At 65.9% G+C, this 14,352-nt stretch carries 11 protein-coding genes; 9 read left to right on the top strand and 2 right to left on the bottom strand.

Annotated features, from left to right (window positions below):
* Positions 1-342 precede the first annotated feature (342 nt).
* Both GIW57_RS12735 and GIW57_RS12730 read right to left on the bottom strand, forming a co-directional pair.
* Positions 343-1,437 carry a dipeptide epimerase gene (locus tag GIW57_RS12735; protein ID WP_089238266.1) on the bottom strand — a complete coding sequence of 365 codons (1,095 nt, stop codon included), beginning with the start codon at positions 1,435-1,437 and terminating at the stop codon, positions 343-345.
* A complete protein-coding gene (locus GIW57_RS12730) occupies positions 1,438-2,883 on the bottom strand; it encodes an SH3 domain-containing protein (protein WP_236511286.1) in 1,446 nt (481 codons plus the stop codon).
* A gap of 132 nt (positions 2,884-3,015) precedes the next feature.
* On the opposite strand from GIW57_RS12730, the gene GIW57_RS12725 reads away from it, so the two are divergent.
* From GIW57_RS12725 to GIW57_RS12685, 9 genes are all read left to right on the top strand, one after another.
* Positions 3,016-4,488, top strand: coding sequence for a transglutaminase domain-containing protein (locus GIW57_RS12725; RefSeq protein ID WP_236511283.1), 1,473 nt, complete (start codon positions 3,016-3,018; stop codon positions 4,486-4,488).
* A 51-nt stretch (positions 4,489-4,539) separates the two neighbouring features.
* Entirely contained in the window at positions 4,540-7,563 is a 3,024-nt protein-coding gene (locus GIW57_RS12720) for a TonB-dependent receptor (RefSeq protein WP_236511280.1), read from the top strand.
* A 55-nt stretch (positions 7,564-7,618) separates the two neighbouring features.
* Positions 7,619-9,172, top strand: coding sequence for a serine hydrolase domain-containing protein (locus GIW57_RS12715; protein WP_236511277.1), 1,554 nt, complete (start codon positions 7,619-7,621; stop codon positions 9,170-9,172).
* Positions 9,105-9,818, top strand: coding sequence for a M15 family metallopeptidase (locus GIW57_RS12710; RefSeq protein ID WP_236511274.1), 714 nt, complete (start codon positions 9,105-9,107; stop codon positions 9,816-9,818). The genes GIW57_RS12715 and GIW57_RS12710 overlap by 68 nt, the downstream gene beginning before the upstream one ends.
* A gap of 595 nt (positions 9,819-10,413) precedes the next feature.
* A complete protein-coding gene (locus GIW57_RS12705; protein WP_025878234.1) occupies positions 10,414-10,785 on the top strand; it encodes a hypothetical protein in 372 nt (123 codons plus the stop codon).
* Positions 10,786-11,012: 227 nt separating this feature from the next.
* The gene (locus GIW57_RS12700; protein ID WP_089238276.1) at positions 11,013-11,432 is read left to right on the top strand and encodes an EF-hand domain-containing protein; all 420 of its coding nucleotides are present in this window, start codon (positions 11,013-11,015) and stop codon (positions 11,430-11,432) included.
* A 97-nt stretch (positions 11,433-11,529) separates the two neighbouring features.
* Complete coding sequence (locus GIW57_RS12695; RefSeq protein WP_236511271.1) at positions 11,530-12,282, top strand: HAD family hydrolase; 753 nt, start codon at positions 11,530-11,532, stop codon at positions 12,280-12,282.
* A gap of 31 nt (positions 12,283-12,313) precedes the next feature.
* The gene (locus tag GIW57_RS12690; RefSeq protein ID WP_236511268.1) at positions 12,314-12,802 is read left to right on the top strand and encodes a hypothetical protein; all 489 of its coding nucleotides are present in this window, start codon (positions 12,314-12,316) and stop codon (positions 12,800-12,802) included.
* 162 nt (positions 12,803-12,964) lie between these two features.
* Positions 12,965-14,326: a VOC family protein gene (locus tag GIW57_RS12685; protein WP_236511266.1), complete on the top strand. Its 1,362-nt coding sequence runs from the start codon at positions 12,965-12,967 to the stop codon at positions 14,324-14,326.
* The last annotated feature ends 26 nt before the right edge of the window (positions 14,327-14,352 follow it).

The raw sequence follows: 14,352 nt of genomic DNA, 5'->3' as shown, positions 1-14,352 counted from the left end.
ACCCCGGACAGATCGCGCGCGTGCCAGCCGCGAAGAGGATGCGGGGTAGGGCAGAAGCAGGAGCATCCACGCGTGGCGTGGATCTACCCGGAGCTGCTGCTGAGTCCGCCTTCAAGCGAGCCGAGCACCGCAGGTCCGGCGAGGGCGAAGAGGCGCGGGTGTCTGAGCGCAGCGAGTTCCGCGCCGTCCCTCGGCGGACCGAGGAGCGCAGGGCACCGGCGTGCGCAGCACGTCGGCTCGCGGCCGGCGGAGCGCTTCTTTTGGTTACTTTTCTTTTCGCGAAAAGAAAAGTGACGCCCGACCAAGCATCAGACGTAGACACCGCTGGCAGCGGAGCTTCGATCAACCCAGCATCTCCAGCCCCCGCACTTCGGTGATGCCCAGCCCCGGCACATCGCTGATGCTGATCTCCGATTCGTTGAAGCGCACGCCGCCGCTGACCGGATCGAACTGCCCCAGCGACGGGCCATCCAGGTCGACCTTGGTGATCACATCGCTCTTGGCCACCGCCAGGTGCACTGCCGCGGCGACGCTGATGCTCGACTCGATCATGCAGCCGATCATGCACGGCACGCCGTAGATGCCGGCGATGTCGGCGATGCGGATCGCATTGGACAGGCCGCCGGTCTTCATCAGCTTGATGTTGATGATGTCGGCGGCGCGCTGCTGGATCAGGTCCATCACCTGGCTGGGACTGAACACGCTCTCGTCGGCCATCACCGGGGTGTTGACCCGGTCGGTCACGTACTTCAGGCCACTGATGTCGGCGGCCTTGACCGGTTGCTCCAGCAGCTCCAGCACCACGCCGGCCTCTTCCAGCGTGCGCATCGCATGCACGGCCTGCTTGGCGGTCCAGCCCTGGTTGGCGTCCAGGCGCAGCAGTGCACGGCCCTCCACGGCGGCGTGGATCGCCTTGACCCGCTCGATGTCCACGCCGATGTCCTTGCCGACCTTGATCTTCAGCGACTCGAAGCCGCGTTCGATCGCCGACAGCGAATCGGCCACCATCTTGTCGATGTAGTCCACGCTGATGGTGATGTCGGTGGTGATCACCGGGTCGCCGCCACCCAGCATCTGGTACAGCGGTGCGCCATGCAGCTGCGCCCACAGATCGTAGAGCGCGATTTCCACCGCTGCCTTGGCGCTGGTGTTGCGCTCCATCGCGGTCTGCACCAGCGTGCACAGGCGGTTGAGGTTGACCACCTCCTGGCCGATCAGGCGCGGGGCGATGAAGTGGCGGATCGCTTCGATGATCGAGCCGTGCGTGTCACCGGTGATGACCGCGGTGGCCGGTGCCTCGCCGTAGCCGGTGTGGCCGGTATCGGTGCGGATCAGCACCACCACGTCTTCCACGGTCTCCACGGTGCGCAGCGCGGTCTTGAACGGTGTTTTCAGCGGCACGCGCAGCATGCCCAGTTCGATGGCGGTGATCTTCATTCAGGGATTCTTGGCACGCAGGCGTTGGATGTTGGTGATGCGGTCGATGTAGCGGACGCTGTCGCTGGCCATCATCGGCTCCAGCGGCGTGACCGATACGCCATTGAGATGGGCCTGCACACGCTTGCCGTCGGCGCCGAACCAGCTGCCGCCCGCAGTATCGTGGATCACCCAGGTGCGACCGTCGACGTGGCCGATGGCCATCATCACGTGGCCGGGGATGTAGACCAGATCGCCCACCTGCAGGTCGGTGACGGCGCGGTCGCGCACAGCCTTGCCGTCTTTGGCAGTGAACGGCAGGCGGTCCAGCGCGGGGCTGATCGCCTGTGCGCTGGTATTGCGCGGCAGCAGTACGCCGAAGCTGCGATAGATCTCCGACACGAATCCACTGCAGTCGCGGGTGTCGTAGTCGTGGCCCCAGCCGTAGCGCTCGCCGAGGAACTTGAACGATTGCTGCAGCAGCAGGCGCGGGGTCAGCGGCAGGTAGTCGGCGGCGGTGTCCTGCGAGCGCGGCAGCAGCGCCGGCACCAGGCGCAGGCGGCCATCGGCCTCGCGCACCGGCAGCTGCACCACCCACGAGGCGTGTGCCTGTTGCCCGTTCACCGGTTCGGCGGCGGGCCAGTCGGCCAACACCGGCAGGCGCACGCCCATGTCCAGCTGCAGGCGCGATACGCGCGGTTCTTCGGGTGTGTAGGCGGTGTGCGCAGTGGCAGCGGTGACGACGCGGTACGGCCCCTTCGCGCCGTAGCCGAGCACCGTGGCTCTGTCACCGCTGGCCACGGCATCGGCTTCGATCCACGCGCTGTAGCGCTCGCTGTGCACGAACAGCCAGCGGTCATCGGCACTGCGGTGGACGACGGCTACCTTGTCACCGGGGAACAGTGCGGACTCCTGGAAGCGGTCGATATCGGTGTCGCCGACGGTGCTGAAAACACGCTGGCGGGTCGGGAAGGTGCGCAGCGCGGCACGCTTCACCACCAGCCCGTACGACGGTGCGACCTGCGCAGGAACCGCATCGAGGCCGAGGTTGGCTTCAATTGCGGTGCGCAGGCCCGGGGCGATGGCCTGGCCCTTCTCGTCATACAGCGCTCGCTTGGGCCAGCTCGAAAGCGCACCGATGCTGTCGCGCACCTGCGTGGCGCTGAGCTGTGCGGGCAGCGTGGCGATGTCCTGGATGTGGTTGTCCTGGGCGCGCATCCGCGCGTTCTGCGCATTGATCTGCGCGCGGTCCAGGATCGGTGCGTCGGCGTTGTCCAGGCGTGCGGCCCAGTAATCCGGGGTGAGGTAGGCCTCATGCAGGCCGATCACGTAGGGAAGCGGTGCGCCGGGGTCGGGTGCAGGCGTGGCCGCCTGGGTAAAGGCCGGTACAGCCAGCAGGCCCAGCGCCAGCGCCAGGGTCAACCTGCGCGGCCAGTGCCGACGCGGTTCGCGGGAAGCCAGGATCATGCGCTGCACACCCTCCTCGAAAGCCTGTTGGAATATTTATTCCTTTCGGCCGCGAAAGCAAGAATAAATTATTGACCGGTCCCCCGGCCCGTGTTACACAGCCGTTACCACCCGCGCTTGGGAAGTGTCGCTGTGGATCCTGCCGTTCGCAAACCGTCTCTGCCTGCCGCTGCCGGCCTTGGTGCCGCGCTGCTGCTGTGGGCGTGGGCGGCACCGGCCGCGGATCAGCGCAGTGCCGTCGATCGTGAGCAGGAAACGCGGTTGATCGATCTGGTCGACAGCGGTCGCTTCAGGGATGTCGATGCGACGTTCGCCGCAGACGGCGTGCCCGCACCCGCCGACTTCCAGTACGAGCGCATGCGCCGCATCAAGATGGATTTCAGTCTCGACGAAGCCGCTGCCAAGGCAGCGATACGCCGCTGGATTCCCGACCTGACCGACGAAGAGTTCGCACACTGGGACCAGCAGGGACTGATCGAGCACTACGATATCGACGGCACACGCTGGTACTTCAAGCGCGCGCCCTCCAACCTGTTCCTGCTCAGCGACGAGGCGCGTGCGCGTCGTCGGGCAGATGCACCGATGCCACCGCCCGGCCCGAATGAAGTGCTCAATGCACATCACGCGCGGGTGGTCGCCGCCACCGAACAGAGCGGCAACGCATCCGTGCTGCCACAGCGCATCGAATTCACCCAGTCGTTGACGGTCAAGGCCGACACCGTACCGGCTGGCGAAACCATTCGTGCATGGATTCCTTACCCGCGCGAGATTCCCGGCCAGCAGGAGCGCGTGCAGTGGATTGCCAGTTCGCCGGGCAAGGCGCGCATCGCCCCGGCCAGCACGCAGCAGCGCACCGCCTATCTGGAAGCCGAGGCCGTGGCTGGCCAGCCGACGCACTTTGAAGTCCGCTATGCGGTGACGATCTTCGCGCGCCACACGGCAATCGATGCGACGAAGGTGCAGGCCACGCCGAATGATCCCGCATTGAAGCCCTATCTGGCCGAGCAGCTGCCGCACGTGCGCTTCACCCCGGCGTTGAAGCTGTTCTCCGACCAGGTGCTGCAGGGCGAGACACGCCCGTATGAAGTGGTACGCAAGCTGTTCGCTGCGGTTGATCGCATTCCCTGGGCTGGTGCACGCGAGTACTCGACGATCAGCAACATCAGTGATTACGCGCTGCGCGCCGGTCACGCCGATTGCGGGCAGCAGACCCTGCTGCTGATCGCCCTGCTGCGCATGAACGGCATTCCCGCGCGCTGGCAGTCGGGCATGGTGTTTTCCGACGATGGCAGCGGCTACAACAACCTGCACGACTGGGGCCAGGTCTACCTGGCGCCGTATGGCTGGCTGCCTATGGATGTGACCACCGGTGCCCTGGCCAGCGACGCGCCCGCGCTGCGTGATTTCTACCTGGGTGGCCTCGATGGCTACCGCATCGCGTTCAACGACGATTTCGGCCAGGCCTTCGTGCCGGCCAAACAGCACTACCGCTCGGAAACGGTCGACTCGCAGCGCGGCGAGGCCGAGTGGGCAGGCGGCAACCTGTACTTCGACCAATGGAGCTACGACTTCCAGTGGCGGGTACTGCCAGCCGGGCAACGCTAGCGCGATACACCACCCACACCACCATTCAATTCTTGCAGGAGAGAGCAGGGGATGAAGGCTTACAACATCAAGCGGGCGGCCTTGTGCGTCGCCCTCGGTACGTGCCTGGGCATCATGCTGCCCACCACGGCCATGGCCCAGAATGTGTCGGGCGCCGTCGCCGGTCGCGCGACCGCGGGCGACCAGATCACCGTCGTCAATGCCGGCACCGGTCTGACCCGGACGGTCACCGTCGGTGCCGATGGCAGCTACCGCCTCGGCCAGCTGCCGGTGGGTGACTACCGGCTGCAGCTCAGCCGCGATGGGCAGACGCTGGGCGAACAGGTGGCGGTCAGCGTCGCTGTCGGTGGTACCACCACAGTCAACCTGGCCAGTGGTGGCGGCGTCACCAACCTCGATGCGCTGCAGGTGGTCGGTACCCGCGTGATCAACCGGGTGGACGTCTATTCCACCGAGACCTCGTTCAACATCAACCGGCAGGAGATTTCACGGCTGCCGGTGGCACAGGATCTGTCCGCTGTCGCGCTGATGGCACCGGGCGTGGTCGGCGGCAACTCCTCGTTCGGCGGCCTGTCCTTCGCCGGTTCCTCGGTGGCCGAGAACGCAGTCTTCATCAACGGCCTGAACGTCACCGACATGTACACGCGTCGCGGCTTCAGCACGGCCCCGTTCGCCTTCTTCAATGAATTCCAGGTCAAGACCGGTGGCTACTCGGTCGAGTTTGGCCGTTCCACCGGCGGCGTGATCAATGCGGTCACCCGCTCAGGCAGCAACGAGTTCAAGGGCGGCGTAGAAGTCACTGCCGAGCCCAGCGCGGGGCGCTCCAGCGGCGGCGACCATTTCCATCGCGACGGTACGCCGCATTCCTACGGCAGCCGCGACAACAACTCGTTCCTGAAAACCAACGTCTGGGGCTCTGGGCCGATCATCAAGGACAAGCTGTTCCTGTTCGCCATGTACGAGGACCGCAACGACCGCGGCCACAACACCTCGTCCGATGGCAGCACCTGGTTCAAGAACAAGTCCGGCAATGGGTTCTGGGGCACCAAGCTGGACTGGAACATCAATGACAACCACAGCCTGGCGCTGCTGGCGTTCTCCGATGAGGGCGATGTCACCAACGCGTCCTATGCTTACGACTGGGATGACAACCGCCTCGGCGACTGGGGCGGTGACTCGATCACCGAGACTGGCGGCAAGAACTGGTCAGCCACCTACACCGGCCACTTCGGACAGAACTTCACCGCCCGCGCGATGGTCGGCCAGAACAACCAGCGTGCGTTCACCAACTCGTCGCTGGACCAGGCCTGCAGCCCGGTGTTCACCGACAGCACCTATGGCACCCGTCTGCCCAAGCTGCAGGGCCTGCGCGCCGGCTGCCATCCGACCGGCACGGCTGTGGCCGAACGTGATGACACGCGCGACGTGGCGCGCCTGGACTTCGAATGGCAGCTGGGGGATCACCTGCTGCGCTTCGGCGTCGACCGCGAGCTGATGACCACCGACCAGACCACCCGTTATCCCGGGCCGACCGCCTTGAGCTACACCGCGTACGTGGCGCGTCCCGGGGATGAAGTGTGGGATGGCGCCAATGCCTACGTGCCGGCCGGTGTTACCGAGATGCTGCGTGCGCGCAACCGGCAATCCGGCGGCAAGTTCGAGACCGAAGCCAATGCCTTCTATCTGGAAGACATCTGGAACATCACCCCCAACCTGATGCTGAACCTGGGCGTGCGCTGGGACCGCTTCGAAAACCGCACCGCCGCCGGCAAGGCGTTCATCAAGATGGACGATCTGATCGCGCCGCGCGTGGGCTTCTCGTGGGACATGAAGGGCGATGGCAGCACCAAGCTGTTCGGCAACGCGGGCCGTTACTACCTGCCGGTGACCAACAACATCAACGTCAACTTCGCCGGCGGCCTGACCGACGAGTACAGCTACTACGTGCTTGAGGGCTGGGAACGGAAAACTTCGCCCACCGGTTCGGCGTACATGGCGCCGGTCATCGGCCAGCAGATCGGGCCGACCGACACGCGCATGAACACCGGTGGTGCCGACCTGCGGCAGAGCGTGGACAAGGATCTGAAGGCGGTCTACCAGGACGAGTACATCCTCGGCTTCCAGAACATGATCAACCAGGCCTGGTCGTGGGGCGTCAATGCCACCTACCGGCGCATGACCCGCGCACTGGATGACATCCGCATCAATTACACCCCCTGCGGACCGACGCCGAGCACGTTGTGGCCGATCGCAAACCCGGGCGAGAGCCTGACCATCTGGGGCGACAAGAGCATCGGTTGCGCCAACGAAGGCTGGATCACCATCGATACCGCCAACAGCGGCTATCGCAAGGGTGGCAGCGGCGAGGTGATCGGTTATTCCAAGCCGAAGCGTACCTACAAGGCGCTGGAGTTCCAGATCGACCGCGCGTGGGACGAGAAGTGGATGCTCAACGCGTCCTACCTGTGGTCCAAGAGCGAGGGCAATTTCGAAGGGCCGGTGAACTCCGATACCAACTACGGCGACACCGGCATGGTCCAGTTCTGGGATCACCCGGCCACCAACGAACGTTACGGCGTGCTGTTCAACGACTTCCGTCACCAGTTCAAGCTGCGTGCTGCGTATGCACTGAACAAGCAGTGGTCGTTCGGCACCACGTTGCAGGTGCAGTCCGGCGGCCCGATCACCGCCTATGGCGTGATGTGGCCGAACGATTCGATCGCCGGTGGCAGCACGTCCAGTGAAGGTAGTGGTGGTGGCACCGGCTGGCTGTGCGTGGCCAACTGTTCCGGCCCGTATGACAAGCGCCAGTTCGAATACAGCCCGCGTGGTGCCTTCGGTCGCCTGCCGTGGACCTGGACCATGGGGGCGAACGTGATCTGGCGCCTGCCGGTGGAGGGCATCGACCTGAGTGCCCGACTGTCGGTGTACAACATCTTCAACAACCAGAAGACCATCAACGTGCACCAGCGTTACGAAGCGCAGCCTGGCCAGTACCGCGAGAACACCTTCGCCACCGGTACCCGTTGGCAGGCCCCGCGCTACACCCAGCTGGTGGTGACCTGGAACTTCTGATCGACGAGGATGCGCAGTGCCGGGTGTTGCCCGGCGCTGCCGATGGAGACCGGCCGTGTATCGCCTGCTGACCTTCGCCGTGCTGCTTGCCGCCACCGCCCCTGCAGGGGCGGTGGATACGGCACGCCTGGATGCCGACATCGCTTTCGTGGACCAGCATGAGCACCTGCCGGGGCTGGCGATGGCGGTGGTCGAGGATGGCCAGGTGGTCTATCGCCACACCGAAGGAGTGCGCGGTGACGGCGGCCGCATCGACGAGGACACGCTGTTCAAAATCGCCTCCAACAGCAAGGCGATGACCGCCGCGCTGCTGGCCACGCTGGTGGAGCAGGGCAAGCTGCGCTGGGACGATCCGGTGCAGCGCCATCTGCCGGCGTTCCGCATGCACGACCCGTGGGTGGGCAAACACCTGCAGGTACGCGATCTGCTGATCCACAACAGCGGCCTCGGACTCGGTGCCGGCGACCTGATGCTGTGGCCCGAACCCAACACCTTCACCCGCGCCGATGTCATCGCCGGGCTGGCACACCTGAAGCCGGTCACCAGCTTCCGCAGCGGTTACGCCTACGACAACCTGATGTACGTCGTTGCCGGTGAGGTTGCTGCCGCCGCTGGTGGCAAGCCGTATGACCAGCTGATGCGCGAGCGGGTATTTGAACCGCTGGGCATGACCCGTTGCCAGGTGGGGGCGTGGTCGGTGAAGCAGGTCGGCAATGTCGCCCAACCGCATGTGCGGCGCGATGGCCGCAACGTGGTGGTCGGTGGTGATGGAACACTCAGCCCCGACCTGACGTCGATGGCGGCTGGTGGCATCCGTTGTTCGCTGCGTGACATGACGCGCTGGATGCAGGTGCTGCTGGAACCGTCGCTGGCGCCGGGGTGGTTGGGCGCCGAGCAACGCCGCATGCTGTGGACACTGCACATGCCGATGCCGTTGGGCGAACGCCAACGCGACTGGGACAACGCCCGTTTCTACGGTTATGGGCTGGGCTGGCGGGTGTCGGACATGGACGGGCAGTTGAAGGTCGCGCACACCGGTACGCTGTCGGGCATGTATTCCTCGCTGGCGCTGCTGCCGGATCGCAAGTTCGGTGTGGTGATGCTGATCAACGGCGAGGCCGAAGACGCGCGTACCGCGCTGATGCAGTCGACGCTGAAACGGTTCACCGCGCCGGAAGACGCGCAACATGTGGGGTACTACCTGGCCGAGCTGGCCGCCGAACGGGCCGTGCGCGCCGCCACGGGGAGTCGTGCGCCCTCCACCAAGGGCGCACAACCGGCCGCCGTCACTGATCTTCAGTACTGGCAGGGACGCTACCGCGATCCCTGGCTGGGCCCCGCCTCGCTGTGTCCCACCGCGAACGGCCTGCGCTTCAGCGTGGACAAGTCGCCCACGCTGCAGGCAACGGTGCAGCAGTTGCAGGGGCGCTGGCTTCTGCAGTGGGATACGCTGGAGCCCTCGGCGCAGGCGTGGCTGAATCCCGGCGCAGACACGCCGACGCTGGAGCTGCGCGCCATCGATCCGGAGATCGACTTCAGCTATGACTTCCAGGACCTGCATTTCACTCGTACTGGCGATTGCCCTGGCACCGGCGGCCCACGCCGCTGAGCCGCCACGCATTTCGCCCGCCACCGACGCCACTGCGGCGGGGCTGGTGGAGATCCGCACGTTGTCACCGCGCATCGAGATGGACATCCGCTATGCCGGTGCCAACAACTTCACTGCTGCGCCCGTGCCCGGTTATGAGGCGCCTGCATGCTATCTGCTGGCGCCGGCGGCAAAGGCGCTCGCCGATGTAGAGGCTGACCTGCGCGCGCAGGGTTTCGCGCTGCGCCTCTACGATTGCTACCGCCCGGTGCGCGCGGTGCAGGCGTTCATGGCCTGGGTGAGTGATCCGCAGGAACAGTCGCGCAAGGCGTTGCAGTATCCCGATCTGGACAAGCCGCAGCTGCTGAGCGACGGCTACATCGCCGAGCGTTCCGGCCACAGCCGCGGTGCCACCGTGGATCTTGGCCTGCTGGATTGCCGCAGCGGGCGCTGTACGCCGATGGACATGGGCACCGACTTCGATTTCTTCGGCCCACGCGCGCATACGCAGACGCCGGGCTTGAGTGATGCACAGAACGCCAACCGCCAGCAGCTGGTGCAGGCGATGGCACGGCGTGGTTTCGCCAACTATGCGCAGGAGTGGTGGCACTACACGCTGCAGCCCGAGCCGGATGCCGGTACCGCCTACGACGTGCCAGTGCGGTAGGGGTTGTCGGCAGGGCTGCGCCCTGCACCCGCCGAGGCCACTGCGCGAGCAACAGCAACAGCAACAGCAACAGCAGAAGCTGGCATTCTGTGGGATGGCGGGGTGGGTCCGGTTGCGGGGGACGCCGTAAACCCGTCCATGGGGGCTTGGGCGCGCCATCCATGGCGCTTACACCCCCGCAACCGGACCCACCCCGCCTTCGACAGATTTCCGCAATCTGGGATGGCATGACCTGCTCTTGGCCTGCTCTTGGTGGGTGTCGACCTTGGTCGACACGTAGATCCACGCCATGCGTGGATGCTCTTCGTTCAATTGTCGAAATATTCAATTTCGATGAAGTCATCCACGCATGGCGTGGATCTACCCGATCGCGGGAATCTGTCAGAGGTGGGGCGGTGTCGGATTGCGGGGTGTCAGCCGCATGGATGCGGCTGCCAAGCCCCCAGGGATGGGTTTACGGCGTCCCCGCAATCCGACACCACCCCGCCATCCCACGGAATGCCCGCTGTTGCCGTTGCTTCCGCATCTGCGGGTGCAGGGCTGCAAGCCCTGCCGATACCCTTACACTGGCCGCCTTCTCCTGCGTCCCCGCCCGATGAACCTTCCCCTGCATTTCGGCCTGCTTGGTACGCTTGAAGCGGGCCTCATCGCCCTGCTGGTCGGCCTGCTGGTGTATTTCCTGTGGCACCACCTGTGCCGGCTGCTGCACTGGACCGTCGGCCATGCGATCGGCTGGTCGTGCGTGATCGCGGTGATCATCTCTGCAGGCATCGACGCCTGGAAGCTGTTCTACATGGGCATCGTGCGGCTGGAGTCGCCGCTGTATGCGCGTCTGTTCCTGTCCACCATCCACGATCCGAACGAACTGGGCAGCCGCGTGGTGCTGGAAATCGCCGGTGCGCTCTCCGGTGTTGCATTGGGATGGGTGTTGTTCAGTTCGCGGTCATCGGAAAAAACCGTCGACTGACGCAGGTTTTTCGTTCGCTGCCGGTTAAATCCGGTAGCGCTGAATGCTCGTCTTACTCCCTGCTCACTTCGCACTAACCACCGCGCTAAAGCATGCGTCTGGGTGAGTGGTTAACCATGCGTGTTGGCGGCGATCGCCGCGCAAAATCGATTCAGAAACGCGGTGGCAGGGTAGGTGCCGTGCGGAGACAACGACCGCGCACTACCACCCTTCAGGAGACACCCCAGATGACTATTCGCAACCGCAAGCCCCTGATCGCCCTGATCGTCGCCGCCGGCAGCGTGTTGGCCATCCCGGCGATGGCGCAGACGGCAAAGCAGCAGGCCGCGCATGCACAGAACGAAGCGGCGCAGGCCCAGCAGTCAGCGGCACAGGCTGGCCAGGCGGCCGACCAGGCAACCGATGCGGCCGCGGCAGCCTCGGCGCAGGCCAACGGCGGTGGCCAGACCTGGGCCAGCATCGATACCGATGGCAACGGCACCATCAGCAAGAGCGAAGCGCAGGTGAATGCGGGCCTTGCCCAGGTGTTCGACCAGGCTGATGCCAACAAGGACGGCCAGTTGAGCGCCGACGAGTACAAGGCCTATGTGGCCGCCCAGCAGGCCGGTGCCGGCGCGGGTGGTACGGCCGCAGGCCAGGGCCGCTGATCCACGGTTGAATTCGGGACAACCGGTGCATGGGCAACCCGGGTGGCTTCGGCCACCCGGGTTTTTTTCGTCATCTCCGCGCCTGTATCCTAGGGCGATGAACACCTCCACGCCTGCGCCTTCGCGCGCCATCGGCCTGGTCGGTTTTGACGGTGACGACACGCTGTGGAAGAGCGAGGACTACTACCGCCAGGCCGAGCAGGATTACCTGGACCTGCTGTCGCGCTACATCGACGTCCATGACACCCAGACCGCCCGCCACCTGCTGGAAGTGCAGCAGCGCCACCTCGGCGTGTTCGGATACGGGGTGAAGAGCATGACGCTGTCGATGATCGAAGCGGCCATCGAGATCACCTCGCAGCGCATCGAGGCCAAGGACATCCAGCGCATCCTCGACATCGGCCACGACACCCTGCGCCATCCGGTTGAACTGATCGACGGCGTACGCGAGTCGGTGGCGGCCATCGCCGCGCAGTACCCGGTGGTGCTGATCACCAAGGGCGACCTGTTCCACCAGGAAGCCAAGATCAAGGTGGCGGCGCTGTCCGACCTGTTCCCGCGCATCGAGATCGTGTCCGAGAAGGACCCGGAAACCTATGCACGCGTACTGGCCGAATTCGACCTGCCGATGCAGCAGTTCGTGATGGTCGGCAACTCGCTGCGCTCGGATATCGAACCGGTGATCACCCTCGGCGGCTGGGGCATCCATACCCCGTACGCGGTGACCTGGGCGCACGAGACCCAGCACGGCGTGGCCGACGACGAACCGCGCATGGTCAACGCCGATACCGCCTGGGACTGGCCGGCCGCGCTGGCGACGATCGAGGCCAAGGCCGCTGCCGCGGCCTGACACGGCGCGGCGGCTGCGGCAGAATCGGGTCATGAAACTGCCACTGCGCGCGCTTCTGTTGTCCCTGCTGCTGGCGCCGGCCATCGTGCTGGCCCAGCAGACCGCCGAACGTTCGGCGACCTACGAGGTGGACACCGGCGACGCTTGGGTCGACACCCAGCTGGCCGACATCAACCACTACGCCGAGCGCTACCCCGATGCCTTCCTCGACGAGGTATCACGCTACGCTGGTGTGCCGCGCGGCTACATCGCCGCGCTGGCCACCACCCACCAGTGGCAGGCCGGCGACATCTACTTCGCCTGCTTCTGGGCCAAGGCCAGCGGCCAGACCTGCCGCGACAGTGTGCGCGCCTTCAGCCAGGACCCCGAGGGCGGCTGGGAGGCGGCGGTGAAGCGGATGCCGGCCAAGCCGCAGAACCTGCACTACCGCGCCGTGCGCCACGCCATCGTGGCCAGTTACGAGCACTGGGACCGGCCGATCACCCTCGATGCCACGCTGAAGCGCCAGCTGGGCCGGTAGCGCCGGGCCACGCCCGGCGAGCGCGCAGCGCGGCCCTGGGGTCCGCCGGGCATGGCCCGGCGCTACCGATGTTCTTCATGCTGCTATGCGTATCGCCGCCGCCGCGCACTCCGGCGACAATACGGGTTCTCGCCGTTCCCCGTTCCCGTAATCGAGTGACTGATGAGCGCTTCTTTCGTTTCGCCTGATGTGATCCGCCGCCTGTTCGCCCAGGCCATGTCCCGCATGTACCGCACCGAAGTGCCGCTGTACGGCACGCTGGTGGAACTGGTGGAGCGGATCAACACCGAGGTCCTGGCGCAGGACCCGGCGCTGGCCGCGCAGCTGCTGCGCAACGACGAGCGCGCCCGCCTGGACGAAGAACGCCATGGCGCGATCCGCGTCGGCACCCCGCAGGAACTGGCGACCCTGCGCCGCCTGTTCGCGGTGATGGGCATGTACCCGGTGGGCTACTACGATCTGTCGGTGGCCGGCGTGCCGGTGCATTCCACGGCCTTCCGCCCGCTGACCGCCGCTGCGCTGGCATTGAACCCGTTCCGCGTGTTCACCTCGCTGCTGCGCCTGGAGCTGATCGAAGACGAGGTGCTGCGTGCGCAGTCGGCCGAGATCCTCGCCCGCCGCCGCATCTTCACCGACGACGCGCTGGCGCTGATCGACCAGGCCGAACGCGAGGGTGGCCTGACCCAGGCCGATGCCGAACGCTTCGTCGAACAGGCGCTGGAGACCTTCCGTTGGCATGGCGACGCCACCGTGGATCTGCCGACCTACCACGCCCTGCACAAGGCGCACCGGCTGGTGGCCGACGTGGTCAGCTTCCGTGGCCCGCACATCAATCACCTGACCCCGCGCACGCTGGACATCGACGCTGCACAGTCGGCGATGATCGAGCACGGCATGGCCGCCAAGGCGGTGATCGAGGGCCCGCCGCGTCGCGCCTGCCCGATCCTGCTGCGGCAGACCAGCTTCAAGGCATTGGAAGAGGCCGTGCACTTCCCGGACAACGAGGGCGGCGACGCCGGCACCCATACCGCGCGCTTCGGTGAGATCGAGCAGCGCGGCCTGGCACTGACCGCCAAGGGCCGCGCGCTGTACGACCAGCTGCTGACGCAGGCGCGCGATGCCGGCGGCGCGGGCAGCACCGGCGGCGACTACGGCCAGCGCCTGCAGGCGGTGTTTGCCAGCTTCCCGGATGACCATGACACCCTGCGCCAGGAAGGCCTGGGCTACTACCGCTACCAGCTGACCGACGCGGGCCGCGCCGCGCCGGAACGCGTGGCTGACCTGCCGGCCGAAGTGCTGGTTGCAGCGGGCCTGGCCACGGCCGATCCGATCGTCTACGAGGATTTCCTGCCGGTCAGCGCCGCGGGCATCTTCCAGTCGAACCTGGGTGGTGGCGAGCAGCGCGCGTACGCCGCACATGCCAATCGCGAAGCCTTCGAACAGGCGCTGGGCGCGGCGGTGAACGATGAGTTCGAGATCTACGAGCGTATCCAGGCCGAATCGCTGGCGGCGCTGCGCGGATAAGCCGCGTGCCGCGGAGCCGAGCATGG

It is taken from the genome of Stenotrophomonas sp. PA-6-5C (genome assembly GCF_021605635.1).
In the GTDB taxonomy this organism is placed as follows: domain Bacteria; phylum Pseudomonadota; class Gammaproteobacteria; order Xanthomonadales; family Xanthomonadaceae; genus Stenotrophomonas; species Stenotrophomonas lactitubi.
Note: the sequence above shows the minus strand (reverse complement) of the source record. Positions and strands in the feature narration are given on the sequence as shown.